Origin of the sequence: Paenibacillus sp. MDMC362 (assembly GCF_003269305.1) — a bacterium.
Classification (GTDB): Bacteria; Bacillota; Bacilli; order Paenibacillales; family Paenibacillaceae; genus Paenibacillus_AQ.
In genome coordinates this window covers 101289-127637 of record NZ_QLYT01000024.1, presented here as the reverse complement: position 1 = coordinate 127637, position 26349 = coordinate 101289, and the positions used below count along the sequence as shown (strand labels likewise).

Sequence of the window (26349 nt, the reverse complement as noted above, 5' to 3'; positions counted from 1 at the left end):
GATACCTCCTACTTCAACCTACTTTTCGGATCATGGTTGCCGCATCCTTGCGGCAGGCCGTCCATAGATAAACAGCCAGCAAAATAAAACTGTATACGAACGTATATGCAAGGGTCATGAATAACATAGCCCGGGAACGCTCGTCAGCATGAATGAGCATATCAATCATTACAGAGACGGGAGGCAGCACATAAGGAATTATTCTCAAATAAGCCAAATCATCCTGAACGATGGATTGTCCGGCTAAGGAAATAACGATTACGATTAACAGCAAACCAGCCGCTCTTCCCTGATTCTCCATAAAGCCAAACTGAAAAAATACCGAAATTGAAATGCCGAGCAAGGACAATGCAGCATGTCCCAGATAACCCAAAACAAACTGGGATAAAGTAATCGGCTTATCAAACATTCCAAACACGATCGGGTAAAGGACAGCAAATAAGCTGAACAGGATAGATAGAAGCGTTACGGCCAAATACTGGGCGGCATAATATCGTATTGCCTTTCCGCTATGAACGATTAGGAGCATCGTTTGGCGCCCTTGATCATGATTGAGAAAGTTTAAACCAAGCCAAGCGGAGCCGACAAACAGAAATGCAGCCGTTACGGCATAGCTGTCCATGATCGGGTTAGGCCGGTAAGAGTAGATAAACACTACCGATATCAGCATAAAGGCAATCGGCGCGAAATACCGATAGGATCTCGTATAACTGGCAAGCATGTAATGAATCAATGATCGCATCATGCTCCCTCCCCTTCCATGGATTGACCAAGGTTAGGCTGCACTTGCTCTGCATTCTCCACGCTCCAAGGCTCCAGCCGTGTCAGCGAGCCGCCTGACTGTAAAATATCCAGCAGCATTTCATCCGCGACCTGCCGCGACACTACCATCGATGCAGGATTACCTCTCGATATCCAATAATGGAACCCTGAACGGCGCTCCAGTTCCAGCATTTTGTCTTGAGTAACACGCGTGAATTCCAGCTTCACCCGTCCCATCTCCGTATCGGTTTCCAGCATGCCGTCCCGTTCGATACGCCCCTCGCGGAGTTGCGTTACCCGGTCGGCCAGCGAAGCAATAAGCAGCGGCTCGTGAACGGACATCACGATCGCTGTTCCTTGTCTCTTGATTTCACTTAAAATGCCGACCATCTCCATTTGAGAGAAGTCGTCCAATCCTGACAGAGGTTCATCCAGAACCAATAGGTCGGGCTGACGAAGCAGGGCCTGCATGATATTGACTTTTTGCAGCATCCCCTTGGAGCATAGCGTCATCTTCATGTCCTGCAGCTGAAACACATTCAACATCGCATCAATTCGCTTCCCTGCTTCTTGTTTGTTCATACCCTGAATGCTGGCCATATAACGCAAATATTCGGAAGGACGAAAACGAAGCGCAGGAAACCGCTCCGGGACATACCCGACGCGAAGGGAGGATTCATGTTCGACTCGGGATCCTTCCGATGGGTTAGCAAGCCCGGCTATTACCTGCAGCAGGGTGCTCTTTCCCGCACCATTGCTTCCCGTAATAGCAACGCATTCGGCTCGGGAAATGCTCCAATGGATGTTATGTAAGACGGCGAACTTCCCAAATCGCTTGTTTATTCCGATCAATTCCAACAGCTCCTGCAAATCTCTTCAACTCCTGTTCACGGATTCCGTGCGGCCCGTTTGAGGGTGTCTTTCCCCCTCTAATCGCTTATGTCACTCAAGTATTTTTCAAACACAATCGTCCCTGCACCAATAATGCCCGCATTTTCTCCCAGCTCGGAGGGCTGCAGCACCACTTTATTATGGAGGCTGGATAGGCTTCTGTTAACGGATGTTTCTTTAACATGATTGAAGAAATCCGGGTAACGGTTAGCCAGTACTCCGCCAAGGATGATGGTCTCCGGTGTAAGCAGATTCATGATGTTGGCCAGGGATATACCAACATATCGTGCCGATTCATGCAGTATATTGGCAGCCAACGGATCTCCAGCCAGCCCGGCATGGATTACATCGACTACATCCATACCCTGATCATCGCTATTAGTATAAGAAGTAAGAGAACTTGCTGCCCCGCGACCCAACTCCTCATACACTCTGCGGACGATGGCATTTCCCGATGCCATCGCTTCAAGGCATCCGTCATTACCGCAATGACAGCGCGGACCGTTGATATCTATCGTACAGTGCCCAATCTCACCGGCACCAAAAGGGTAACCCTGATATATTTTCTGGCTGAAGATCAGTCCGCACCCAATCCCGATATCCGCATCCATGTACACCAGATTGTTGAAATGCCGACCGTTCCCATACCATACCTCACCGAGTGCCATTACGTTAGCGACCTTTTCTACATGGGTCGGAAGCTCCGTGTTCTCCTCGATCAGTTCCTTTAATCGTACTTGATGCAGACCAGGTAAGTTGGGTGGAGACAGAATTTTGCCTTGAACCGGATCAAGCGGTCCGGGCGCTCCTACGCCGATGCCGATAATTTCGGACTCCAGGCCTGACTCGTCCAGTACGGCTTGTATCGTGGATATGATCATATTCACTACGCTGCCGCGATTGGCGCCATCTTCATAGGGGCAACGTTTCTCCAACAACACATTCCCCTGTAAATTAATGACTGCCGCCCGCACGGAGGAAGAGCTAATATGAACGCCGACTGTGTACTTATCGGCGGGATTCAACGAGATGAGCTTGGGCTTCCTGCCGCGGCTGGAATCATCATATAACCCGGCTTCAATGATCACTCGCTCCTTCATCAACTCTTCCACCAGATTGTTAACCGCCGTAAACGTCAAGTTCATCTTGGCTGCGATTTCCGCTTTCGTTAAACTGCCATAGTCGCGAAGCAGTCCGACGATGCCGATCCGATTCATATTTCGGACATACCGATTGTTTTTACCCACTGAATTGTTCATGTTACAACCTCATTCTTTACCATTCATTGTACTACCTTTGTCGCACATCTATCATAGGGGAAAATACGGTGTTAGTAAAATTCCTCCAGGTGGTCTCGCGGAGAAACCACGGCACACCGGTCCGGAAAACATTAGACTTATAACTAAAAAGCCTGATCTCCCGCTTCGGAAATCAGGCTTCGTTATTATCGCAGGATGGCGCTGGTAGACTTAGATGTGACTCAGCATTTCACGGCATGCTTCGGCACACTTCCGGCATGCCTCGGCGCATTGTTTGCAATGCTCGTGGTCATGCTTCCCGCATTCTTCTGCGCAAGCAAGGCACGCTTGGATGCACAGCTCACAAATCTCCTTCACGTAAGGGCTTTTTCGTGACATGGCTTGAGCCGCAAACGCACATATATCGGCACACTCTCTGTCGAGCGTTATACAATTGCGAAGCATGGCCAGTTCGTATTCTTTCAGACAGGATACATAACATACATTGCAAGCGTTCATACATTGGAGACATGCTTCGATACATTCTTTATATTTGAGTTCATTTAACATTGGATAGATCCTCCTTGTAGTTATTACGCTATGCCTTGTATTAAACTTTGAACTGCCGGCTGAATCAAACATAGGCCAGAAAGACCCAAGGTACAATTGCCCAAATGATCCGGACATTCTATGACTTATGCCCGACTTGTCTTCCCTTCCAGTGTTTCAAGCTGCTCTCGCAGCAGTGATTTCTGGAAGTGCTCCCCAATAAACACCACCACATCCGGCACTTGACCCTGGGGCATAATTTTCATGAAATCGGATTCCCGGAAGGCGTACTGAAACAGAAACCGACTATTGGTATCATTGAAGGTGAGGATGCCCTTAGCTCGGTACACATCCCTCGGCAGCCCGGCTATAAATTGCTCGAATTCCACACTGTTTACCGCATGGCTGAAATAGTAGGTGTACGACATCACATGATCATGAGAATCGTGGGCATGATCATGGTTGTGCGCATGGTCATGGCTGTTGGCGAGCATCACTGAATCGTCATGGGCTACCCTGTCCTCTCGATCATAAACATACGAATGCTCATTCCGGTCCCGGGGATCGCTCTGCAGCAGATCTTCGAGCCTTATGTCGCAGCGCACCGCAGGTATAATCGGAGCATGCGGATTCCAGCGCTCGACCAACTGCTGGACCGTCTCTTTGTCCTGATCCGTCACTTGGTCCATCTTATTGAGAACAAGCACCGAGGCTGCACGAATCTGCTCCTGCATCAAACGATAGGTTTTCCCCTTCTGCTCTATATTCAAATGCAGCAGGTGCGCGGCATCGACGACAGTGATCAGTTTTTTCACATCGATTCTCATGTATAAAGATGCTTCCGCAGCCGCGTCCAGGATTTCCATCGGATTGGCGATCCCCGTCGCTTCAATGACGATGACATCCGGCTGCTCCCGCTGAATTAGCATCGCGATTTCAGATGATAAATCGGATCGAATGGTACAACAAATACAGCCGCTTAGCATTTCTGCCGTCGGTACTTCTTCACTGGCGACAAGCCCTTCAATATTGACCTCGCCGATCTCGTTCATGACAATAGCCGGACGCAATCCCTGCTGCTTGTAGGAGGTAATGAGACGGCTAAGCAATGTCGTTTTTCCACTGCCAAGAAAACCTGATAAAATATAAATGGGTGTTACGTGCTCCACGTTCCATACTCCTTTGCGTGCATCATGATTATGCTAGCGAGTGTACTACATTTCGTCCGTCCACTGCAAGCGCGACGCCATTAACTATTTAACAGGAGATGTCAATTACATGAATTCATCGCAAGAGCATAAACAGCAATCCCCCGCTTCCGTGAACTGTAAGGTGATTACGGTCTCGGATACGCGGACCAAGGAGACGGACAAGAGCGGCAAACTGATGATCAGCTTGCTTGAAGAAGCCGGGCATGCCGTTGTATCTTACAGCATAGTTCAGGACGACTACGAAACGATCCGCGAAACGATCTATACCGCGGTCAGCAATCCGGAGATTGATGTCGTCCTGCTAACAGGCGGAACAGGCATATCGAGCCGGGATACGACCTATGAAGCCGTATCCTCACTGCTTGATAAGGAACTCCCCGGATTCGGCGAAGTCTTCCGCTTCCTAAGCTTTACGGAGGATATTGGGTCTGCGGCCATATTGAGCCGCGCAATCGGCGGCACGCTAAGCCACACGGCCGTCTTCTCAATGCCAGGTTCGACCGGAGCCGTCAGGCTTGCGATGAACCGGATTCTGCTGCCTGAGCTGCGGCACATCAAATATGAGCTGGATAAACACAGATCATAGAGGTTGGATGGCTTTCGCTTACCCGGAATCTACTCAACTAAGCGACAAAGGATCGAAAAGCAAGAAATGGCGGTGCAAGGATAACATCCTGAGCACCGCCATTTCTTCATTTGTCACATTTTTAAATCTGATGAACCCCCCGTAAGTGAGCAAACCTACTTATGGGACAGCTCCTTCTCTACAATCTAACTGCTGGCTCGTCGTTGATGTTTGGCAAGGAGGGAGGGCGCTAGTTTTTTGACCTGGCCATAATAGTTATCCGTTTTGTCGCCCGTTGACGTATATACGATGGACGTTTCCTTGTCGCTCACGATCAGGTTATGCCCGCCGGCCGCATTGGCATCCCCTTCTGTAACGCCGTATATCTCCTTGATCCCTTTTTCCCTGGCCGCTTGATCCTGATAGACGTACACGGTGATAAACTGGCTTGCATCATAATTGATCCGGTATTGATACGTAATATTGCCGACGTTGTCCTCCGCATAGGTTTCATTGGTCAACGGCATGCCCACCTGGTTAAACGAGGCTTGGAGTTCCTCAAGGAATTTCCCGTTCAACCCCCGTCCCGATATTCGGGCCTCCCTGGAACCTTCCTCGTAAGCCCTCATGTTATATAGGCGCATCTCGTCCCTGGCCACCTGCCTGGAACAGCCGACCGATATGGCAAGAATGGAACAAAGCAATAAAACGGTAACGATTCTGCGATAATTCATGTTCACTCACCCTTCCTTAGGTGTCAGAGGTTGCCTTCCCTTAGAATGCCTGAGGATGAGGAACATTATGCGAAATCAAACCAATTAATCTAGAGCAATGACGCTTCTTCCAACCGCCTCACCCTGTAGGATGGCGTTAAGCACCACAGGCAGATCGGATAGTCCGTATTCCGTAATTCCCTCTTGAAGCACGGATACCGGCTTCCATTCCTCCGCCAGTTTCGACCACACCGATCGGCGGTAGGTCATAGGACAGTATACCGAATCGATTCCGAGGAGATTGATGCCTCTAAGGATAAACGGAAACACCGTCGAATCAAAAGCACCGCCACCCGTCATACCGGAAACAGCGACGCTTCCGCCATATTTTACGCTTTTCAGAAGGGAACCCAGTTGGTTTCCTCCGACCGGATCTACCACCGCCGCCCAACGCTCGGCCGAGATGGCCCCCTTGGAAGATGCCGCAGCCTCTTCCCTGGATATCACTTCATTGGCTCCCAGCTTCAAGAGCCAGTCCCTCTGACTTGATTTGCCTGTGGATGCCGTTACGCTATAGCCTAATTGATTGAGGATGGAGACCGCGAAGCTGCCCACGCCCCCTGTTGCCCCCGTAACTAGAACGGTCCCCTGTTCCTGTCGCAGTCCATTCCGTATCAAGGCCTCTATCGATAATGCAGCTGTAAAACCTGCGGTTCCGATAGCCATCGCATCACGCGGGGACAAACCCTGCGGCAACGGGACAAGCCATTCCCCCTTAACCCGTGCGTACTGGCTGAACCCGCCTTCATGAGATACGCCTAATTCATAACCGGTACAAAGAACGGAGTCGCCTTCCTTGTAATCGGCATGAGCGGAATGCACGACTGTTCCTGCCAGATCAATGCCCGGAATGAACGGGTACCGGCGGACAATTTTCCCTTCCGGTATGCTGGCCAGGCCGTCTTTATAGTTGACCCCGCTGTATAACACCCGCACAATAACGTCCCCTTCTGGCAGGTGCTTCAAACTCAGATTCTCCACGCTGCCGCGAACCCCGTGCTCATCTTGACGCAGAACGTAGGCCTGAAATTCGGTTTTGTTGTCCACACATATCACTCCTTGGGTTAGTTTAGGTGGTGTAAAGCAATCTGGATCGCACTCTGAAAATGTCGAAGCTTTATACATGCTCTCGGAATATGGCGACTTATGCGCTTCCCGAGAAATGATCCAGTATCGTCATTTATAATCAGAATTATGTTATTATGGAAAAAGAATACTTTTATAAAAAGCAGGAGTTCGAAATCCACGTTATGACTCATTTTGAGCATGGATCTAAACATAGATCCTTCCGCTTCTCGTACTTGCTCACGCTGGTAACCCTACTTCTATTACCGGTCATCTATAAACCGATCAGCCAGGTTTTTGGATTCCTTGGTATACATACACAATCAGGGGGCATTGCCGGCTCGTTTCTCGTTTTCTATTTGAGTTTGGGTCTCATTCTTACGCTGTTTAGACTAGTCTTCAGGGCTTTCCCTTTATTTACCCGGCCTGGTCTCAAAGTGTACGTGCTAATCGGCCTCCTCTTCATTTTAATGACTGGGATCTACGAATACACAAACACACACCGCTCGGTTGAAGCGGCGGTAATGAACGAGAAACATGCTTTTCTTGAAGCACCTTTCAGCATAGATCATGCTGAAATCATACAATCCGAATTAACCTCCGAAACTGTTTATGCCTTCGTGGGTACACCTGGAATGGGACTGCAATTATCCACCTATACCAAAGGATGGTTCGGATGGAATATGTCCGCCGTATCTACATTATACCCTTTTCCCGAGAATCCCCCTTCTCCGTCCGTATTCTCGGAGACAAGCATGGATTCATCACTCGTATTTGGCCTGTATAGAAGCCCAGAACCCATTCAGATTCATGTAAATGGTCAGCCGGCACATACCATACCCTACCAACACCTGAGGCCTGATGTCAGTAAAGATTGGTACATGTGGTATTACGAACGCCAGCCCGACATGCTAGAGAACAAGGACAAGGTTCATCTCACCGCGCATGACGTCAACGGAAGTATAGTGGATCGACTTGACCTATAGCCGAGTACAAAAAGACGCCCCTTCTCCTGCCAAGCGGCAAGATTAGAAAAAGCGTCTTTTGCATTGCTGTATTTTATACCTAATCTTCATGCTGTTCCATGAACTCGGCCATCATCCGCTGTTTCACTTCCCAGACCTCTTCACTCAGATTAACGCGGTAAATTTCCGGATTCAGCTTCCGCAGATACTCCGGCCAGAACTGATCCAGCTGAGCATCATGATAGCTGCGAATCTCTTCCAGCTTCGGCAGCTCATACACCAGTTCGCCATTCACAAACACCGTTTCAAGCATGGACACCGCTTCAAAGTTCTTTACGTTCTTGCGCATGTAAGGATGCAGCGGATTAAACAGCTTTAATTTCCCGTTTTCCGGCGGCATCTCTTCTTCCGGGAAGCAGATGTAATCGGCGATCGCTTTGCCGCTGCCCTTGGATATGATGCGATATACCTCTTTTTTGCCCGGGGTAGATACTTTTTCGGGGTTGCCCGAAATTTTGATGGTCGGTACCATCTTCCCGTCAACCTCCCGCTCCACCAGCTTATAAACGCCCCCAAGCGCAGGCTGGTCGGCTGCCGTAATCAATTGGGTACCGACGCCCCAAGTATCTACTTTGGCCCCTTGCGCCTTGAGATCCAGAATGGTGCCTTCATCCAGATCGTTCGATGCCACGATGCCGACGTAATGAAGACCGGCCTCATCCAGCATCTTCCGCGCCTGAATCGACAGGTAAGCCAAATCCCCGCTATCCAAACGAATGGCATTCATCCGTTTCCCTTGGGACTCCAGCTTCTTCGCCGTTACGATGGCATGGGGAATCCCGCTCTTTAACGTATCGAAGGTATCCACCAGCAGCGTCACTTGATCCGGCATAACCTCAGCAAATATATCAAAGGCCTCCTGCTCGCTCCGGAAGGTCTGCACCCAGGAGTGCGCATGCGTGCCTTTAGTCGGGATACCGAATTTCTCGCCAGCCAGCATATTCGACGTGGCATGGAAACCGGCCAGATACGCAGCACGCGCTCCCCAAACCGCCGCATCCGCTTCCTGAGCACGTCTTGTACCAAACTCCAACAAGGTATCGCCGCTGGCAACCTGTCGGATACGGGACGCTTTCGTAGCGATCAAGGTTTGAAAGTTCATAAAGTTCAAGAGTGCCGTTTCAACCAGCTGTGTCTCGAAAATGGTGCCTTCCACTCGAATGAGCGGCTCATTCGGGAATACCAGCGCCCCCTCCTTCATGGAATGAATATTCCCTTGAAAACGGAACCGGCGAAGCTCTTCCAGAAATTCAGGTTTATACTTCTCTTCCTGTTTGGCCAAATACGCGATATCCTCATCCGAGAAACGTAAGGACTCGATATAATGTACAATCCGCTCAAGACCGGCAAAAACGGCATATCCGTTCCCGAATGGCAGCTTACGGAAATACGCCTCAAACACCGCACGCGTACGATGAGAGCCATTAATCCAGTGAGCGTACATCATGTTAATCTGGTATTTGTCCGTGTGTAGTGCTAATCCTGCTGTCAGCATCACGATCATCCTCCACTGTTACCCGGTTCATCTAGGCTTCCGGGTGGTTCAAGCTGTCTATTGATTAAGAATTTCCTTACTTCGCACTACCGATGCCCCGAGACTGCCTTGAAAGTGACTTAAAGCCCAGTTGTGTCCTTCCGGATTAAAGCTTGCGACGGCATCTTCATAAACGGTAATCCGATATCCGTAATTATAAGCATCCACTGCGGTATGCAGCACGCAGATGTCGGTGCAAACTCCGATGAGATCAACTTCGGTAATCCCGCGTTCCCGCAGCTTCTGGTTCAGATCCGTACCGCAAAATGCGCTGTATCTCGTTTTGTCCATCCAATAGATGGCGTCTTTTCGTTCCTCATACACCCGCTGAAGTTCACCGTATAATTCCCGCCCCCGGGTTCCCCGAATGTTATGGGGAGGGAACAGCTTGGCTTCGGGATGATAAGCGTCATGGCTCTCATGCAGGTCCACGGCCATTACAACAAAATCACCACGATCGTTGTATAACTTGGTCAACTCCGCGATGTTCTTCTGAATGTCAATGGCGGGCTTTCCTACCGGCAGATTGCCATCCACGAAATCATTCGTGAAATCTATCACGATCAAGGCTTTCATCAGACACACTCCTCTACGACATGAATAATGTGATCGATAAAATAACAGCTTGTGAATCCCATCCTACGTATAAATCGATAGCAACGGTGCATGATCCGTAAACCGATACAATTGAGCCGGCCGCTGGGAATATTGATTGGAGTTTAGCGGCTTGCCGTTCTCATCCCGCGCTTCTTCCAGTATCCCCTGCCTGCTGCGGGTCGACGTGATTTTGCGGATAAAATTGGGCTCGTTGAACTCGGGCACAACCGTCTGGATGACCTGATATAACTCGCTCAGTGTAAAATGCTCCGGTAAAAACTGCCGCGCAATCGTCGTCTGCAGCATCTGCTGCTGAATCTTGCGATAGGCATCCATTATGATATCTCTGTGGTCAAAAGCCAGCTCCAGCTCTTCCAAAGCTTCCGCGACCGTAAACAGACCAACCTCTTCCGCATCATCGGCAGCCTGGCGGTGCTCCAGCATCCATTCTTCTACCAGCGCGTAGAATGCATGGCTGATAATCCAGCCCCTTGGATCCCGTCCCGGTGCGCTGTACACGCCCAAGTACTCCAAATGGCCGCCGTCCACCCCGGTCTCTTCTTTCAGCTCCCGTTTGGCGGCATCGTAAATAGACTCGCTCTCGCGGCAAAATCCTCCGGGGAGTGCCCACATACCGGCACATGGCCATGATCTGCGCCTGATCAGCATCACCTTAAGCTCACGTATGGGCAATGTCTTGGTGAAGGTTTTCCGTTCCCGCTTCGTTAGGGTAAACATCACGATATCAGCGGGCACACCATCCGGTGTTCTGTATTTCTTGGCACTGCTCTTTGGAGCCTGTTCGCGATCCGTCATTTCCATCACCATAACTATTATTTTGATATTTTCATTATGACATATTTAAAAATGATGTCAAGGATTTCCTGACCCCATCCTTTATATAAGTTTACTATGCCCTGTTCATTCTCATTCTGTGCATGATATAACAAGAATAGAAAAGGTGCGGAACCATTCCGCACCTCGTTTCATCTATCCGCAGCTGCTTGGCGGCGTATCTTTTCCTGTTTCCACATTCACTTTTTCCGAAACCGTATCATGAATCACGGATACGACCAGCTGAAGAAGATAATTAATGTCGCTTTGACTTTGCTGGAACTCCATCACGAGCGGAATACCGTCAATCTCCTCTTGCAGTTCTTCGATCTCCCGTTCGATTTTGGCGACCATATCCTTGTTCTGGAACGTTTCAAAAGCCACGATTTCCTTTTGCTTTTTCTTAATGGTTTTAATCAGGTTTTGAACCCGTTCGTGGTTCTGGATCTTCTCTTCGGCCTGCTTAAACATCTGAACTTCTTCACTGGTGGATATTAATTCCGCCAGCTCGCCGGCTTTTGCCAAAATATCGTCACGTATAATCAACTCACGCGTGTTGTAAGTTGACATACCGTATGTGTTCGTACGAACATGATCATGTGCCAAGGTTCATCGCTCCAATTCTTCATCATCTATATGGGAATATGCAGCACCGGCCGGTTTATTGTTCGCGGCCCTATGCTGCATTTGAATGCAGCCTGCTCCTCTATTATACCGCATCCGAGGCAGGAATCGTGTCCGGGATTCTATCCCCTTTGATATACCAGGTCTTCGTATCCGTAATCCGGACATTTACGAAGCTGCCTATGAGGTCCGTCGAGCCTTCGAAATGCACCAGCTTGTTCGTGCGTGTGCGTCCCGACAGCATGGAATCATTGTTCTTGCTGACTCCTTCTACCAGCACCTCCACCGTAGATCCAAGCAGCTTGTCGTTGCTCTTGCGGCTGTACTCATTGATGGCGGCGTTCAAGCGCTGAAGACGCTCACTCTTGACCTCCATCGGTACATTATCCTCCATTACCGCCGCTGGCGTTCCTTCACGAGGAGAATAAATGAACGTGTAAGCGGAGTCGTAGCCGACCTCTCGAACCAAGGACAGCGTCTCCTCAAACTGCTCATCGGTCTCACCGGGGAATCCGACAATGATGTCGGTGGTGAATGCTACATTGGGAATCGCCTTCTTAATTTTATGCGCAAGCTCCAAATACGTCTCGCGCGTATATTTGCGACTCATTTTTTTGAGCACTTGCGTGCTTCCCGACTGTACCGGCAGGTGAATATGCTCGACCAGGTTACCACCCTTCGCCAGCACCTCAATCAGATGATCATCGAAATCCCTTGGATGGGATGTGGTGAAGCGAACACGCGGGATATCGATCTTGTGAATATCATCCATCAGATCGCCGAAACGGTATTCGATATCTTCAAAATCTTTGCCATATGCGTTCACGTTCTGACCGAGCAGCGTAATTTCCTTATACCCTTGCCGGGCTAATTCACGAACCTCAGCGATGACATCCTCCGGACGCCGGCTGCGTTCCTTGCCTCGGGTATATGGGACGATACAGTATGTACAGAATTTATCACAGCCGTACATAATGTTAACCCAGCCGCGGAGACCTTCTCTCTTTTTCGGTAGATTCTCAACAATGTCGCCCTCTTTAGACCACACTTCAACCACCATTTCCTTGCTGAAGAGCGCTCCCTGAATAAGATGAGGCAAACGATGTACGTTATGCGTACCAAAAATCAAATCTACGAAGCCATGCTTTTGGAGAATTCGATTAACAACCGATTCTTCCTGCGACATGCAGCCGCAAACGCCAAGCAGCATATCCGGCTTTTCCGTCTTCAAATGCTTTAGATGGCCGAGTTCGCCAAACACTTTGTCCTCCGCGTTTTCACGAATGGCGCACGTATTGAGCAAGATGATGTCCGCCTGCTTCCGATCCTCGGTTGCCTGGTAGCCCATCTGCTCCAGCAATCCCTTGATCGTTTCGGAATCATGCTCATTCATCTGACATCCGTACGTATACACGATATAATGCTTGCCAGCCCCGATGGTTCGAAACGCTTCAGGCAGCTCGGTATCGTACAAAACTTCGACACTTTGTTTGCCGCGCTGTTTTTCCTGTCTATGATTAGGCTCCGATAGGATGTTGATTTCCCGGCCATTGATGCGTATTCTCTTCCCGTGTTCATCTTCGGAGAGAACTTTGGCTCCTGAAAAATCAAAATACTTGGAGTAGTCCTTACTTTCTTTGGACATGCTAGGTCACTCCTTAGATCCGCAAAATCTCTGGTTTGCATGACAAAATATCTTAATTAGGCACTGTTTTAAATTATATCATGATCTTATTGCCTAAGCTACCACCTTGGGCATTAATGAGTCCAACCTTAACAACGCCCTCTCCCTCAAAAAAAGCTTTGGAAACATGGAACCGGAAGAAAATTTCAAAAAAGAGCCTGAAATCGAAATGAATCGACTCAGGCTCTTCCAGCTGTGGACGCTAAAATCGCTTAACAGCAGCACATGCGTGACACATACAGTATGTTCATGAAGTTTACTGAAGCTATAGATTAATCAATAATTTCAGCAGTGTCTCCGTTTTTGGCGCCGGCAGCGTTAGCTTCATCGGTATCGATGTGCATGTCGAGCGCAAAATTGTCGGATACGCGGGCAATGACGTTCTCCAGAACAAGACCGCGTTCGCCGCCTAAGCGTACCTTCAGCAGGTCCTTGTCTTTAATACCCCATTGATCCGCATCGGATGTATGGAAGTGAATGTGACGAGCGGCTACGATGACACCTTCATCCACCGTTACTTCACCAGCCGGACCTTTGATCGTGATCCCCGGGGTTCCCGCGATGTTTCCGGATTCGCGTACAGGTGCTTTCACACCGATGGCGAAGGAATCCGTGCGTGAAATCTCCAGCTGGGTCGCAGGACGTGCAGGTCCCAAAATTCTTACTTTATCGAATTGTCCCTTCGTTCCAATGACCGCTACCGTTTCGTTGGCTGCGAATTGTCCTGGCTGGGACAATGGTTTGAACTCTGTAAGCTGATATCCAGGGCCGAACAATGCCTCAATATGCTCTTGGGTTAAATGAATATGGCGGGCGGATACACCCACAGGTACAGTTTTACTCATCTGTCTCACTCCTTGTTTTTCTCTATATGCTGTACATGCCATCACCTATTATACTCTCTATTACCCAAAAATAAAAAGGCAACCCGGGTGATTCAGGCCGCCTTCTTCCGTTTCACGAGCAATCTGCAACAGGATTGTCAAAGTTATCGTCGAATCGTGGTCGTTAGGCGAAAGGCTACTATGCCTGGGCTGACAATGAAGGTAAATTCTGCTCAAGAAAATGGAGAGCATACTCCGACATCCAGCCCTTTACCATCGATTCCGGGTAATGTTTAAGCAGCAGCTCCTGAAATTCCGGATACCGGCCCGGATGCTCAAGCCCGGCAACCCATTGATCAATCCCGTCGAAGTCCGAACCGAACATGATGTGCTTTTCACCGCCCAGCTCACAAATTTTCTCGATATGCGGCAATACGTCCTCCGGCTTCACACGATCCACTCCGCTGCGGATAAACCAGGGCACAAACGTGATGCCAATTATTCCGTTTAGCGCGATTAGTGCCCTTATCTGCTCATCATTCAAATTCCGGGGATGCTGGCAGACGGAGTATGCATTGGAATGCGAGGCGATGATGGGCCCTTTGGTCAGCTCCGCGAGCTCCCAGAAGCCAGCTTGGGACAAATGAGACACATCCAGAATGATGCCCGTTGAATGGCATTGCTCGACCAGCTGCCTTCCCCGTTCCGTGAATCCCCCATTTCGCTGCTCCAATGCTCCATCCGCAGCCCAGTTCGCATAATTCCAGGTAACCCCCATCAAACGCACGCCCATCTCAAACAAGAGCTGGACGTAATACAAATTCCCCTCCAGTCCGTCAACGCCTTCCAAGGACAGAACGCCGAACCGTCCATGCTGCCCTTGTCTGATCTCTTGGAGCTGTTCCCGCCAAAGCAGGGGCTTAAGATATCCCGGTTTAACGATGCGGCTGCGATATGTATCGAGTTGCGACAGCACCCTTTCAAAGGATGGTCTCCCCCATTTCTCCGATAAAAAAACAGCGAACACCTGAAGGGCCAGGTCGCCCTCCTCCATGCGCTGCAGCGTTACATCCAAATGCGGGTCGTCCACAAAGGAGGCTTGGGGAGCTTCCCACATTTTGCTCAAAACATCACAGTGAAAATCAACCGTCCTCATCGCGCCGCTCATCTCCCTTCTAAACTTGTCACAGCAAAAAGCCTGTTTACACCAAGTAGAGTAAACAGGCTAATACCTCAACATTCGAAATTTATCTAGGTTCTACGATCAATTTAATTGCCGTCCGGTCTTCGCCATCAATCACAATATCCGTAAAAGCAGGGATGCAAATCAAATCCACCCCGCTCGGTGCTACAAATCCCCGGGCAATCGCTACCGCTTTAATGGCCTGGTTCAGTGCTCCCGCCCCAATCGCTTGCAGTTCCGCTCCGCCCCGCTCCCTAAGAACTCCAGCGAGCGCCCCTGCAACTGAATTAGGATTGGATTTTGCTGAAACTTTTAATACTTCCATGGTAAGTACCTCCCCTGGGAATGTTGAGTGATGGTTTGCTTCCGCTTACTAGATGTTATTCGTGAGAGGGGAAAAAATTCCTGCTTTTTACCATCCGTTCCTAATTTAATTAAACGGATTCCGTCTTTTTTAATCCATCCGCCATTCGTCTTCGTACATGCGGATTTTCTGTATCTTTCGGGCTCTTCCCGTGTCTTCATCCATATCCACGCATACGGCATGGAACTGCCATTTGCCTTCGTCGACCTGGAAGCGGGCAGGAAGCTGGGTCTTGAACTTATACATCACCGCATCACGCTGCATGCCGAGGATGCCTTCCTTGGAGCCCACCATGCCGGTATCCGTAATATAAGCTGTTCCTCCCGGCAGTATGGTATCGTCATTGCTTTGCACGTGGGTGTGCGTTCCGACCACCATTGAGGCGCGGCCTTCCAGATGCCATCCCATGGCAATCTTCTCCGACGTCGCCTCAGCATGGAAGTCCACCAGAATGCACTTCGTCTTCTGGCGAAGCTCATCCACAATGTCATCGGCTGCGCGAAACGGGCAATCGATGGCTGGCAGGAAGGTTCGTCCTTGTAAATTCACGATCGCCAGCTGTTTGCCGTTCGCTTTGATGATGGTGTATCCTCGTCCCGGTGTGCCAGGCGGAAAATTTGCCGGACGAATCATGCGCGGCTCATCATCAATAAACTCAAAAATGTCCTTGTTATCCCAGGTGTGGTTACCTAAGGTGATGCCATGAATGCCCCAATTGAAAAATTCATTGGCGATGGCCGAGGTAATGCCGCGTCCTGAAGCAGCATTCTCCCCATTGGCAATAATGATGTGCGGATTATATTTGGACTTCAGCTCCGGAAGAGAAGCTTTCAAAGCTTTACGCCCTGTACTGCCGACAATGTCACCGATGAATAATACTTTGATGTCAATCACTCCTTCAGGGATGCTTGTCCTGATTCCCGGCAGGACCGTTCCCGATTCATAAATGCCCGAAACTTTCGGTATTTGAAAGATAAAAAGTGGCCGGATTGCGGCCACTTTTTAAGGTCCAAACTCTATTTCGCGTAATCCACCGCTCGGGTTTCCCGGATGACGGTGACTTTGATATGACCCGGATAATCCAGTTCATTTTCGATGGTTTTAGTAATGTCACGTGCCAAGCGGAATGCTTCGGCATCGTCGATTTTCTCAGGCTGTACCATGACGCGAACTTCACGTCCCGCTTGAATGGCGTAGGATTTCTCAACGCCTTCAAAGGATTCGGAAATTTCCTCGAGCTTCTCAAGACGACGGATATACGTCTCAAGCGTCTCTCTGCGTGCTCCCGGTCTTGCAGCAGACAATGCGTCAGCTGCGCCAACCAGCATGGCAATAACCGAAGTTGCTTCACAATCACCGTGATGAGAGGCAATGCTGTTGATAACCACCGGATGTTCCTTATACTTCTTCGCCAGCTCCACGCCGATTTCAACGTGCGATCCTTCCACTTCATGATCCAGCGCTTTCCCGATGTCATGCAACAGTCCTGCCCGTTTCGCAAGCACGATGTCTTCGCCCAGTTCGCCGGCCATCAGGCCAGTCAAATAGGCCACTTCCATGGAGTGTTTCAACACATTTTGTCCATAGCTTGTACGGAATTTCAGTCGGCCCAGAATTTTGATCAAATCTGGGTGCAAACCGTGAACGCCAACCTCGAACGTGGCTTGTTCTCCGTATTCGCGAATGCGTTCGTCCACTTCCTTGCGGGATTTCTCCACCATTTCTTCGATACGAGCCGGATGAATCCGTCCGTCCGCCACGAGCTTTTCCAAAGCTGTACGGGCAATTTCCCGGCGAATCGGATCAAAACCGGAGAGAATAACAGCTTCCGGAGTATCATCGATAATAAGGTCAATCCCTGTAAGGGTCTCAAGCGCACGAATATTCCGGCCTTCACGTCCGATAATCCGGCCCTTCATTTCTTCATTCGGCAAAGTGACAACAGATACCGTGGTCTCCGCGACGTGATCAGCCGCACAGCGTTGAATAGCCAGCGTGATGATCTCGCGTGATTTCTTATCTGCCTCTTCCTTCGCCTGCTGCTCGATTTCTTTAATCATCTGAGCGGTTTCATGACGAACTTCCTGCTCAACATTACTGAGAATAATGCTGCGGGCATCCTCCATCGTCAGGTTGGAGATGCGCTCCAGTTCTGTTGTTTGTTTCTTGTAAATGGCATCGATTTGCTGCTGTGTCTCTTCTATTCGTTTCTCTTTGTTCGCCACTTGTTCTTCTTTACGTTCCAAAGATTCTATTTTTTTATCCAGCGACTCTTCCTTTTGCAACAATCTGCGCTCCTGCCGTTGAATTTCATTCCGGCGCTCACGAGTGTCTTTTTCAGCTTCGGCTCTAATTTTATGAACTTCGTCTTTAGCTTCAAGAACCGTTTCTTTCTTCAATGCTTCTGCTTCCTTCTTCGCACTTTCTACGATCTGCAAAGCGGCATGCTCGGCACTGGAAATTTTAGCTTCTGCAAGGGATTTGCGAATAAAATAACCGAACCCAAAGAATATAGCGGCTACAACGAGAACGATTATGATCCACCAAATGGAATCCATCTGATCACCTCCTCGTTGGTTCCTCCAAGGCATTCCTTGGGAAATGTTCAATTGTCAGGTTACTCATTCATACATAAAATTTTCCGGCAGTGGAAGCTGCCGTCCATACTGCGCACACCGTATCACGTACGCAAATCCCGCCTTAGCCAGCGGAATACATTTCACTATGAATTGGCGATTAAAGAATCTTTCACAAAGTAGTCACTTTTTTGGAAGGAAAAAGGATTCTAATTTATGATAAAAAGATTCATATTTATTTTAGTATTTATAAAAAGATATTGTCAAGGGAAAGCAATGGGTAAACGTCAGTTTCATCCAATGAAACCATTTCTTTCGCGAAAAAGTGGCCAAATCGCCTTTTATTCGAAATTTTCCAGCTCGTCGTCCCACTCGCCCTTTTCCTGATCCTCGTCAACCAGACGCTTGAGCACCTGACGCACCTGATCCCCGCCAAAGCCCCTACGCATTAAATATGCTCCCGTTTTACGTTTGCGATCCAGCATCTCTCCATGGGTTTGCTGCCATTTTTTCCGTCCCACGGCAAGCGCGCTCTCCAATTCGGCATCTGCACTGATTTCGCCCAAAGCCTCGGAGATCAGCTCCGTGCCGATTCCCTTCTGTCTCAGCTCCTGTTTGACCCACAGCCGCCCCTTCTTATGGCTTGTCATTCGCTGCTCTGTCCACATCTTGGCGTATAACGCGTCATCAATCAGTTTGTCCTTCTCCAATCGCTCCAACGTCGTCTCTATACTGCTAGACTCGAAACCTTTTTGCTGCAGACGTTGGGTGATCTCCTTGGCTGTTCTGGGTTTCCTGGCCAGATGATTCAGTGCCTCTACGTAAGCCCTCTGTCGTTCATCGGCCACGATAATTTCTTCAAGCTCTTCCTTGTGAAAAACATTCCCCTTGAACATCCGGTATTTCAGCATCACATCTTCATGAACGGTCATGAGGTACGGACCGAACGCGATTTGGTATCGGTGCTTGGGCTTTTTCAGCATTTCAACTGACGTTACAACCAAATCCTCATGGTCCGGAAAATGCCCTATACCTGATGCTTCTGCCTGCTCCGTCATTTCCTTATTCTCTTCTTCCATATGTCGCTCCTCTCACTACCGCACCATTTCTGAGTAAAATAACCAAGACTGCATCTGGAAGTCTGAATAAATGCAAAGAAGACCGTCTGGCGTTACAAACACCGGACGGTCCTCAACACTGTAATCGATAACCAGCAATGTGCTACTCTACTTTAAACAACTCTTGCTCTTCTATTTCCTCTTGTTCCTTATCCTTCTCGGAAGGCTCAGGAACAGCCGTGGTCAGATTGCTCGCTTCACGAATTTTGTTCTCGATAACACTAGCGATCTCCGGATTCTCTTTCAAGAATTGCTTCGCATTCTCCCGTCCTTGGCCAAGACGGTCACCTGAATAAGAATACCATGCGCCGCTCTTATCCACGATATCGAGTTCCGTTCCGATATCGATCAGGCTTCCCTCTCTAGAGATGCCTTCACCGTACATAATATCAAGCTCTGCCTGTTTGAAAGGAGGGGCTACCTTGTTCTTAACAACCTTAATCCGTGTGCGGTTACCCACCACATCGTTCCCCATCTTGATGCTCTCAATTCGACGCACGTCCAAACGAACCGTCGAGTAGAACTTCAGAGCACGTCCACCTGGAGTCGTCTCAGGGTTACCAAACATAACACCAACCTTCTCACGAAGCTGGTTGATAAAGATGGCAATTGTTTTCGATTTATTAATAGCACCCGACAATTTACGAAGAGCCTGGGACATCAAACGAGCTTGCAGACCCACGTGGGAGTCACCCATGTCGCCTTCAATTTCAGCTTTTGGTACCAGTGCAGCAACCGAGTCAATAACGATGATATCAACTGCACCACTGCGTACCAAAGCTTCCGCTATTTCCAGCGCCTGCTCACCCGTGTCCGGTTGGGAGAGCAGCAATTCATCAATATTAACGCCCAGTTTGCTTGCATACGATGGATCCAGAGCATGCTCGGCATCGATAAATGCAGCCTGTCCACCAGCCTTTTGAACTTCCGCAATCGCATGGAGGGCTACTGTTGTTTTACCGGAGGATTCCGGTCCATATACTTCAATAATCCGGCCTCTAGGCAAGCCGCCGGTTCCTAAAGCTATATCCAATGCCAACGATCCGCTCGGCACAATCTCTACTTGCATGTGGGTGGATTCACCCAGTTTCATGATGGAACCTTTTCCGAACTGTTTCTCTATCTGACGAAGCGCCATTTCCAGCGCAGCACGACGATCTGACAATTGTTCCACAACCCTTCACTGTTGATAGTCATATCATACCTTGTTTTGACACGTTTGCCAAGCTTTTTTTCGAACATACATTCGTTTTTTTTATTCAGCACCCCTTCCCGTATATGCTCCATGCCTTATGTATAAACAACAAGAACCGTGGCAACATCATACGATATGCCACGGTTCTTCCGTATTTCCCATTATACTTGGAACTGTTCGGCAATTCAAGAAGAGCTGCCAAGCAAGGTGTAAATTATTTACTTTTTTCGAATAGCGGATATCCCTATTCTGCAACCCTAAACCTGTTTAGAGGCAACAAGACGCTGCCAAAGCCGGTAGAGAAGCGCCTTCGTAGCTCGGAGCCGGATCGTTTCGCGGTTACCCTGAAGGTGCAGCTCGTGCACTTCCGTTTCTTTTCCCCTTTGAGACAATCCGATGTAAACAAGACCTATAGGCTTGCGTTCAGCATACCCTGGACCTGCCACGCCCGTTACCGATAAACCAAAGTCGCTGTCCGTTACCATCCGGACATGATCAGCAAGCGCTTCGGCAACCTCCGCACTGACCGCTCCCGGCGCATCATCCCCCTCAAGCAGCGCATGCGGGATATGCACAAGCTTCTCCTTGATCTGGTTGGTATAACAGATGATCCCGCCAAGGAACATGGACGCGCTCCCGGGGATAGAGGTCAGCGTCTCCGCTACAAGGCCTCCCGTGCAGCTCTCCGCAGCGCTCAGCGTCCAGTTATGATCTGCCATCATATCCACGATGACCTTCTCAATGGGCACATCCTCGTTAGCATACATATATTCCGGGCCTCTCTCCTGGATCCGGGCTTCCAGCTCATTCAGCCGCACCATAGCCTCAGCCTCGCTGGCTGCCTTCGTGGAGATTCGGACGGTGACCTCCCCCTCCTTGGCATACAACGCAATCGTCGGATCGGTCTGGGCCGTAATCAGGTCCTCCAGGCGCTTATCAAGCGCGGACTCCCCGATGCCTGCGAATTTGAGCATCTTCGAATAGATGGGAAGCTCTCCCGTAAGCACATGCTGCAGAAGCCAAGGCTTAGCCTCCTGCTCAAACATCGGCATCAGCTCTTTCGGCGGCCCCGGCAACACAATGTAATGAGTACCTTCATTGGATACCGCATTCCCGACGGCGAGGCCTGTTTCGTTCGGAAGCGGAGTCCCTCCCTCGATGGCCAGGGCCTGGCGCCGATTGTTCTCGGTCATTACGGATCCCCGATCATGGAAGAAGCGTTCAATTCGATCCATAGCCATCCGATCAATATGCAATGAACGATTTAGAAAAGATGCGAGCGCATCCTTTGTCAGGTCATCCTGTGTGGGGCCCAGACCGCCGGACAGAAGAACGATATCGGCTCTGCTGCTGGACAGCCGCAAGGCTTCCTTGAGCCTCTCCATGTTATCCCCGACAACGGTTTGATAGTATACATCGATTCCCATTGAAGCAAGCTGTCTGGACAAATACTGTGCATTGGTATTCACAATCTGTCCAAGAAGAAGTTCGGTTCCAACTGCAATGATTTCTGCTTTCATGATTCGTCCATCCTCCTGTGTCTGCTATCTCTTCACAAATACTCGCTTTCACTATGTTCTTACCCTGCGGAAGAAAAAAGCAATAGGATAGCTCCTATTGCCGTTATGCCCCGGTACCTTTGAGAAGGTGCCTGTTCTGGACAAAATATTCGATTCCCGAATAGATCGTAATCATCGCTGCAGCCCAGATTGCAATGACATCAAACGGAATTCCCAAGAATACAAACGGGAAATTATTGATCAGAAGCGCGACAATCGCCACAATCTGAATGACCGTCTTGATTTTCCCCGATTGACCTGCAGCAACGACGGAACCTTCCAGGAGTGCAATTTGTCTCAAGCCAGTAACCGCGAATTCTCTGCTGATGATGACTACAGCAATCCAGGATTCGCATTTGCCCATCTCCACAAGCGATATGAGGATGGCTGCCACCAGCAGTTTGTCCGCGAGCGGATCCAGAAGTTTACCCAGGTTCGTCACCATATTGTTTTTTCGGGCCAAATACCCGTCAATCCCATCCGTGCTTGCTGCAAGTATGAATATCAATGCTGCAATCAATTGGTTGTAGGGAAGGACAAAATCGTTCCACACAATAGGAGCCGGATAAAAATCAAAATCGACCAGCAGAAAAATCATCATGACAGGGATCAAGCAAATGCGGGCCAACGTGATACGATTGGGTAAATTCATGGGGCAACCTCCCTTGCAACGGGTTGTCTTGAAATTTTCGCAGACCCCGCGACTGTTATCCATCTGTACTTCAATAGGGTCGCTCTTCCCAAGAGCCTAAAGGGTTCGAAGCGTGAAGCGCTGTCTGTCATATTCATCCCCCAGTAATCTATGTATACGTTAATCCTTATATATCGTTTTTTAGTATAATATTTCCGCTCACGCCCTGTCAAAAGAAACAAACCTGTCCATCCAATCCTATATGAGCCTGTGGCGGCGTTTATTTAAAATTCGTGAATTGCAGGTCCAGAGAAAGATCCGCTTTGCGAAGCAGCTGCATGATCTGCTGAAGATCGTCCTTGCTTTTTCCGGTTACCCGAATTTGGTCACCTTGAATCTGACTCTTGACCTTCAGCTTGGAATCACGGATCAATATGTTGATTTTTTTCGAATTTTCCTGATCGATTCCTTGCTTTAAGGTCAGGCGCTGACGAACGGTACCCATGGAAGCCGGCTCGATCTTGCCGTACTCCACATTTTTCAGCGACAAGCCCCGTTTCACCATCTTGGTTTGCAAAATATCAATAACGGCGTTGAGTTTGTACTCGTCATCGGATGCAATGACCAGTGCGTCCTTGTCCAGCTTCAAGCTGCTCTTGCTGCCCTTGAAGTCAAAACGGTTCTCGATCTCCCGCTCCGCCTGATTAACCGCATTGCTAAGTTCCTGCATATCCATTTTGGATACGATATCAAATGAGCTTTCTGAAGCCATGGTGAATCCTTCCTTTCATTTGGCGATAATGCTTCTATTATAGGTAAAACCATGAGCCAAGTCTAATCCTATACGAAACCAGCGGGATAAATGTGAACGAAAAAGACTCCGCTTATCGCCAACATCCGGCGAAAACGAAGCCTGCTCCGTCAACTGCTAGCTTTCTCATCATGCACCGGACGGCGGAACATGCTCAGTATACCGAGCAAAATATGCGCCAGTCCAAAACCTAATATGCCATATCCCCAGTCACTTGGAATCAAATAATAGCCCAAGAGGCTGACGATAACGCCTAATCCGAATATAATCCAGTTGACCGTCACGAGAGCATCACCTCTTCCAGGAAGTGCAATAACAGCATGCAGCTGCATGCTGTTATGATGGCCTGGAGGACAGGCAATTATTCGATATCTGTGGTATCCGATGTACCTGTAGTATCTGTAGTTGTACCAGTGGTATCCGTAGTACCCGTGTTATCCATCGTGCTTGCGGAACCGTCAGCAGGCTCCAGCAGGATACGCGACGTTGACTTTCCATCCGTTACGGGCTGGCCGCCAACCGTAATGGTGGTTGCAGCGGAATTCCCTGATTTCACGTAAAGTCCCTGGCTATCCAGGTCAAAGCTGAGAGAATCACCATTTTCAAGCATTTGGAAAGCCAGCTTCTCCCCGGAAGTGTTATAACCGCGATACACTTCTACCCAGCTCTTTCCGTCGCTCGTTGCCACAATCTCAACCTTAACAGACGAACCTGTTACCTTAAATACGGTGTTCTTGCCTTCCGTCCGGTCCTGCGTCACCGTAGTTTCTCCAGGCGTTGTATTTCCCGGTTCGTCGATGTCCGTGCCGTCTGTTTCGTCTGTCGCATCTGTTCCTTCACCGTCTGTACCTTCGTTACCATTACCGGTATCGACCGTGGCGTTGTCGCCGCCTTGCGCTCCGTCACCTGGCGTGGCGGGACCCGTATCGCCCGGGTCTTCCGGCTTTTGCGCTTGATCCGTCTGCGTCTGATCATTATTGCTTACCGGAGGGGCATCCTTAGGTTCATTCGAATTGGTTGCCACCAAATAAATGACAACAACGATCAGAATCGGGAATGTCCACATCAGCAGTGTAGGCAGCCATTTCATGTTCCGTTCGGCTGAAGGTCTGGCGGCACGTTTTTGAATAACCGGTTCCATCGTCGCTTCCGGTTCGGATTTAGGCACATCCTGTTTATGGCCTTCAAGCAGTTCGTCCGGGTCAATCCCCACCGCTTCCGCATAGGTTTTGATGAATGCCCGCACGTAAAAACTGCCGGGAAGTACTTTGTAATCCCCTGCCTCGATGGCTTCCAAGTATCGCTTGCGTATTTTTGTCATTTCCTGCACATCATCAAGGCTCATCCCTTTTTGTAGACGCGCCTCCCTTAATTGCTGTCCCAGTTCGGACATGCCATCACCTCCTACTTTAGAAATTCGTGGTCAAAGTCAAAACAATATTATAAATCGTCACTATAAGAGCCCGTGAACGTATCATAAACGATTTCCTCTTCCGGATTGTTTCGCAATTCGATTATAATGTCGAAATCCTCATAGGAATATTCGGATTCGCGAACAAAAATATCCGGATGCTCGATCACCTTCGTGCTCTCCATCCCCATGATATCCTGCAGAAGCTGATAGTGACGTTCGTTGGATCGAATCGTGCTCACAATGCCGTCGATGATGAAAACATTGTTCGAATTCATCTCGTCCTCGGATAGTTGACTCCGTATCGTTTGACGGAGTAGCGTCGAGGAAACAAAGGTCCAGCGCTTCATCGCGCAGACGCTGCCGGCGATAATGGACTCGGTTTTGCCGACGCGGGGCATTCCGCGAAGACCGATAACCTGATTACCTTCCCTTTTGAACAATTCACCCAAAAAATCAACAAGTAAACCGAGCTCATCACGCGTAAAACGGAACGTTTTACGATCATCCGAGTCCCGGTCAATATATCGTCCATGTCGGACAGCCAAAATATCGACCAGTTTCGGGGGTCTCAAGGCTGTTACCGTAATATTTTTCATTTTGTTTAACATTTTGCCCATCAGGATAATTTTTTCTTCATCATCCGTTTCCAGCAGCATTCCGCGAGTTTGGCCTTCAACCCCGTTAATGGTCAGTATGTTTACTTCGAGCATGCCTAACACGGATGCAATATCGCCGAGCAAACCAGGCCGGTTCTTATGTATCTTGTATTCCATGTACCATTGATTCGATTCCACAAAGACACCTCTTTGCACTTCTTTTCCATCAATATTCGACAAATTCCAGCGAAAATTGCACGCAAAAACAGGTCAAATGAAAAATGGGTCACGTTAATGATATATAAAATAAAAATGAAAGGCAAGTATTAACGATGACATGATAATTACATTCTTTTTTCTTGACAAAAAGCCCCCGTTGGCGGGGGGCTTTTTGCAAGAGGGTTATGCGTTGTTCTTGGCCAGTTTCACCATCAGACGAGCGATAACGTGGCGTTCTTCCTCGTTACCTACATCCCACAATTCTTTCAGTGCCCGGTTAGATGAGTTTTGCGGGTCAACCTTCTCATCGAGAAAATCACCGATCTCATAAGCCAGCTGAGAAATGGTGTCTTCACTCATACCCGCTTTCTCGGCTTGAACGACGCGCTCGCCCAGAAATTTCTTCCAGGAATCAAAGTTTTTGATTACGGATGACATGAATTAAATCCTCCTTTTGCGTGGTGGCAATTCAGATTTAAAGTAACAATAGTAATATGTCCCCGTAAC

General features: G+C 49.0%; 28 protein-coding genes. 2 read left to right on the top strand and 26 right to left on the bottom strand.

Annotation, left to right across the window (positions count from 1 at the left end):
• Positions 1 to 13 precede the first annotated feature (13 nt).
• The 5 genes from DP091_RS13045 to DP091_RS13025 form a co-directional block, all read right to left on the bottom strand.
• On the bottom strand, positions 14 to 745 hold the full coding sequence (locus DP091_RS13045) for a hypothetical protein (RefSeq protein ID WP_113058699.1): 732 nt from the start codon (positions 743 to 745) through the stop codon (positions 14 to 16).
• Positions 742 to 1632 carry an ABC transporter ATP-binding protein gene (locus DP091_RS13040; protein ID WP_113058698.1) on the bottom strand — a complete coding sequence of 297 codons (891 nt, stop codon included), beginning with the start codon at positions 1630 to 1632 and terminating at the stop codon, positions 742 to 744. The genes DP091_RS13045 and DP091_RS13040 overlap by 4 nt, the downstream gene beginning before the upstream one ends.
• Positions 1633 to 1691: 59 nt before the next feature.
• Complete coding sequence (locus DP091_RS13035; protein ID WP_113058697.1) at positions 1692 to 2912, bottom strand: ROK family protein; 1221 nt, start codon at positions 2910 to 2912, stop codon at positions 1692 to 1694.
• 210 nt (positions 2913 to 3122) lie between these two features.
• On the bottom strand, positions 3123 to 3461 hold the full coding sequence (locus DP091_RS13030) for a four-helix bundle copper-binding protein (protein ID WP_113058696.1): 339 nt from the start codon (positions 3459 to 3461) through the stop codon (positions 3123 to 3125).
• Positions 3462 to 3586: 125 nt separating this feature from the next.
• Positions 3587 to 4609: a CobW family GTP-binding protein gene (locus DP091_RS13025; protein ID WP_113058695.1), complete on the bottom strand. Its 1023-nt coding sequence runs from the start codon at positions 4607 to 4609 to the stop codon at positions 3587 to 3589.
• Between the two features lie 109 nt (positions 4610 to 4718).
• Between DP091_RS13025 and DP091_RS13020 the strand changes: the two genes are divergently transcribed.
• The gene (locus DP091_RS13020; protein WP_113058694.1) at positions 4719 to 5237 is read left to right on the top strand and encodes a MogA/MoaB family molybdenum cofactor biosynthesis protein; all 519 of its coding nucleotides are present in this window, start codon (positions 4719 to 4721) and stop codon (positions 5235 to 5237) included.
• Positions 5238 to 5422: 185 nt separating this feature from the next.
• Here DP091_RS13020 and DP091_RS13015 read toward each other — a convergent pair whose 3' ends face one another.
• Both DP091_RS13015 and DP091_RS13010 read right to left on the bottom strand, forming a co-directional pair.
• Positions 5423 to 5950: a hypothetical protein gene (locus DP091_RS13015; RefSeq protein ID WP_113058693.1), complete on the bottom strand. Its 528-nt coding sequence runs from the start codon at positions 5948 to 5950 to the stop codon at positions 5423 to 5425.
• Between the two features lie 84 nt (positions 5951 to 6034).
• The gene (locus tag DP091_RS13010) at positions 6035 to 7036 is read right to left on the bottom strand and encodes an NADPH:quinone oxidoreductase family protein (protein ID WP_113058692.1); all 1002 of its coding nucleotides are present in this window, start codon (positions 7034 to 7036) and stop codon (positions 6035 to 6037) included.
• Positions 7037 to 7191: 155 nt separating this feature from the next.
• On the opposite strand from DP091_RS13010, the gene DP091_RS13005 reads away from it, so the two are divergent.
• On the top strand, positions 7192 to 8040 hold the full coding sequence (locus tag DP091_RS13005) for a hypothetical protein (protein ID WP_258394501.1): 849 nt from the start codon (positions 7192 to 7194) through the stop codon (positions 8038 to 8040).
• Positions 8041 to 8119: 79 nt separating this feature from the next.
• Here the strand turns inward: DP091_RS13005 and DP091_RS13000 are convergent, their stop codons facing one another.
• From DP091_RS13000 to DP091_RS12915, 19 genes are all read right to left on the bottom strand, one after another.
• Positions 8120 to 9574, bottom strand: coding sequence for a nicotinate phosphoribosyltransferase (locus DP091_RS13000; RefSeq protein ID WP_113058691.1), 1455 nt, complete (start codon positions 9572 to 9574; stop codon positions 8120 to 8122).
• A gap of 57 nt (positions 9575 to 9631) precedes the next feature.
• A complete protein-coding gene (locus tag DP091_RS12995) occupies positions 9632 to 10189 on the bottom strand; it encodes a cysteine hydrolase family protein (protein WP_113058690.1) in 558 nt (185 codons plus the stop codon).
• A gap of 63 nt (positions 10190 to 10252) precedes the next feature.
• Positions 10253 to 11038, bottom strand: coding sequence for an NUDIX hydrolase (locus DP091_RS12990; RefSeq protein WP_071220157.1), 786 nt, complete (start codon positions 11036 to 11038; stop codon positions 10253 to 10255).
• Positions 11039 to 11200: 162 nt separating this feature from the next.
• Positions 11201 to 11650 carry a YlbF/YmcA family competence regulator gene (locus DP091_RS12985; RefSeq protein ID WP_071220156.1) on the bottom strand — a complete coding sequence of 150 codons (450 nt, stop codon included), beginning with the start codon at positions 11648 to 11650 and terminating at the stop codon, positions 11201 to 11203.
• Between the two features lie 103 nt (positions 11651 to 11753).
• Positions 11754 to 13313, bottom strand: coding sequence for a tRNA (N6-isopentenyl adenosine(37)-C2)-methylthiotransferase MiaB (gene miaB / locus DP091_RS12980; protein ID WP_113058689.1), 1560 nt, complete (start codon positions 13311 to 13313; stop codon positions 11754 to 11756).
• A 311-nt stretch (positions 13314 to 13624) separates the two neighbouring features.
• Complete coding sequence (gene pduL, locus DP091_RS12975) at positions 13625 to 14197, bottom strand: phosphate propanoyltransferase (RefSeq protein ID WP_071220154.1); 573 nt, start codon at positions 14195 to 14197, stop codon at positions 13625 to 13627.
• 178 nt (positions 14198 to 14375) lie between these two features.
• Entirely contained in the window at positions 14376 to 15332 is a 957-nt protein-coding gene (locus DP091_RS12970) for a dipeptidase (RefSeq protein ID WP_113058688.1), read from the bottom strand.
• Positions 15333 to 15423: 91 nt separating this feature from the next.
• Positions 15424 to 15684: a stage V sporulation protein S gene (locus DP091_RS12965; RefSeq protein ID WP_006211249.1), complete on the bottom strand. Its 261-nt coding sequence runs from the start codon at positions 15682 to 15684 to the stop codon at positions 15424 to 15426.
• Between the two features lie 129 nt (positions 15685 to 15813).
• Positions 15814 to 16617, bottom strand: coding sequence for a TIGR00282 family metallophosphoesterase (locus DP091_RS12960; protein WP_113058861.1), 804 nt, complete (start codon positions 16615 to 16617; stop codon positions 15814 to 15816).
• A 122-nt stretch (positions 16618 to 16739) separates the two neighbouring features.
• On the bottom strand, positions 16740 to 18281 hold the full coding sequence (rny, locus tag DP091_RS12955) for a ribonuclease Y (protein WP_071220152.1): 1542 nt from the start codon (positions 18279 to 18281) through the stop codon (positions 16740 to 16742).
• A gap of 359 nt (positions 18282 to 18640) precedes the next feature.
• On the bottom strand, positions 18641 to 19378 hold the full coding sequence (locus tag DP091_RS12950) for a regulatory protein RecX (RefSeq protein WP_113058687.1): 738 nt from the start codon (positions 19376 to 19378) through the stop codon (positions 18641 to 18643).
• A gap of 142 nt (positions 19379 to 19520) precedes the next feature.
• Positions 19521 to 20582, bottom strand: a complete 1062-nt coding sequence (gene recA / locus DP091_RS12945; protein ID WP_071220150.1) for a recombinase RecA — start codon at positions 20580 to 20582, stop codon at positions 19521 to 19523.
• A gap of 287 nt (positions 20583 to 20869) precedes the next feature.
• On the bottom strand, positions 20870 to 22132 hold the full coding sequence (locus DP091_RS12940) for a competence/damage-inducible protein A (protein WP_113058686.1): 1263 nt from the start codon (positions 22130 to 22132) through the stop codon (positions 20870 to 20872).
• Between the two features lie 103 nt (positions 22133 to 22235).
• The gene (gene pgsA / locus DP091_RS12935) at positions 22236 to 22823 is read right to left on the bottom strand and encodes a CDP-diacylglycerol--glycerol-3-phosphate 3-phosphatidyltransferase (RefSeq protein ID WP_113058685.1); all 588 of its coding nucleotides are present in this window, start codon (positions 22821 to 22823) and stop codon (positions 22236 to 22238) included.
• Between the two features lie 259 nt (positions 22824 to 23082).
• Entirely contained in the window at positions 23083 to 23574 is a 492-nt protein-coding gene (locus DP091_RS12930) for a YajQ family cyclic di-GMP-binding protein (protein ID WP_113058684.1), read from the bottom strand.
• Between the two features lie 149 nt (positions 23575 to 23723).
• Positions 23724 to 23897 (bottom strand): DUF4175 domain-containing protein, encoded by a 174-nt coding sequence (locus tag DP091_RS31120; protein WP_146746999.1) that lies wholly within the window; start codon positions 23895 to 23897, stop codon positions 23724 to 23726.
• 77 nt (positions 23898 to 23974) lie between these two features.
• Entirely contained in the window at positions 23975 to 25006 is a 1032-nt protein-coding gene (locus DP091_RS12925) for a helix-turn-helix domain-containing protein (RefSeq protein WP_113058683.1), read from the bottom strand.
• Between the two features lie 47 nt (positions 25007 to 25053).
• On the bottom strand, positions 25054 to 25821 hold the full coding sequence (locus DP091_RS12920; protein WP_113058682.1) for a DUF3388 domain-containing protein: 768 nt from the start codon (positions 25819 to 25821) through the stop codon (positions 25054 to 25056).
• A 204-nt stretch (positions 25822 to 26025) separates the two neighbouring features.
• Entirely contained in the window at positions 26026 to 26280 is a 255-nt protein-coding gene (locus DP091_RS12915) for a DUF3243 domain-containing protein (protein WP_009589302.1), read from the bottom strand.
• Positions 26281 to 26349: the final 69 nt, after the last annotated feature.

Coding starts and splice junctions, on each gene's coding strand:
- rny (WP_071220152.1), bottom strand. CDS start 18,281: ATGGATTCCATTTGGTGGATCATAATCGTTCTCGTTGTAGCCGCTATA.
- DP091_RS12970 (WP_113058688.1), bottom strand. CDS start 15,332: ATGAGGACGGTTGATTTTCACTGTGATGTTTTGAGCAAAATGTGGGAA.
- DP091_RS12965 (WP_006211249.1), bottom strand. CDS start 15,684: ATGGAAGTATTAAAAGTTTCAGCAAAATCCAATCCTAATTCAGTTGCA.
- DP091_RS13005 (WP_258394501.1), top strand. CDS start 7,192: ATGGAAAAAGAATACTTTTATAAAAAGCAGGAGTTCGAAATCCACGTT.
- DP091_RS12930 (WP_113058684.1), bottom strand. CDS start 23,574: ATGGCTTCAGAAAGCTCATTTGATATCGTATCCAAAATGGATATGCAG.
- DP091_RS12925 (WP_113058683.1), bottom strand. CDS start 25,006: ATGTCCGAACTGGGACAGCAATTAAGGGAGGCGCGTCTACAAAAAGGG.
- pgsA (WP_113058685.1), bottom strand. CDS start 22,823: ATGAATTTACCCAATCGTATCACGTTGGCCCGCATTTGCTTGATCCCT.
- DP091_RS13035 (WP_113058697.1), bottom strand. CDS start 2,912: ATGAACAATTCAGTGGGTAAAAACAATCGGTATGTCCGAAATATGAAT.
- DP091_RS12990 (WP_071220157.1), bottom strand. CDS start 11,038: ATGGTGATGGAAATGACGGATCGCGAACAGGCTCCAAAGAGCAGTGCC.
- DP091_RS13000 (WP_113058691.1), bottom strand. CDS start 9,574: ATGCTGACAGCAGGATTAGCACTACACACGGACAAATACCAGATTAAC.
- DP091_RS13020 (WP_113058694.1), top strand. CDS start 4,719: ATGAATTCATCGCAAGAGCATAAACAGCAATCCCCCGCTTCCGTGAAC.
- pduL (WP_071220154.1), bottom strand. CDS start 14,197: ATGAGTAAAACTGTACCTGTGGGTGTATCCGCCCGCCATATTCATTTA.
- DP091_RS13015 (WP_113058693.1), bottom strand. CDS start 5,950: ATGAATTATCGCAGAATCGTTACCGTTTTATTGCTTTGTTCCATTCTT.
- miaB (WP_113058689.1), bottom strand. CDS start 13,313: ATGTCCAAAGAAAGTAAGGACTACTCCAAGTATTTTGATTTTTCAGGA.
- DP091_RS12940 (WP_113058686.1), bottom strand. CDS start 22,132: ATGAAAGCAGAAATCATTGCAGTTGGAACCGAACTTCTTCTTGGACAG.
- DP091_RS12950 (WP_113058687.1), bottom strand. CDS start 19,378: ATGGAAGAAGAGAATAAGGAAATGACGGAGCAGGCAGAAGCATCAGGT.
- DP091_RS13045 (WP_113058699.1), bottom strand. CDS start 745: ATGATGCGATCATTGATTCATTACATGCTTGCCAGTTATACGAGATCC.
- DP091_RS13030 (WP_113058696.1), bottom strand. CDS start 3,461: ATGTTAAATGAACTCAAATATAAAGAATGTATCGAAGCATGTCTCCAA.
- DP091_RS12915 (WP_009589302.1), bottom strand. CDS start 26,280: ATGTCATCCGTAATCAAAAACTTTGATTCCTGGAAGAAATTTCTGGGC.
- DP091_RS12995 (WP_113058690.1), bottom strand. CDS start 10,189: ATGAAAGCCTTGATCGTGATAGATTTCACGAATGATTTCGTGGATGGC.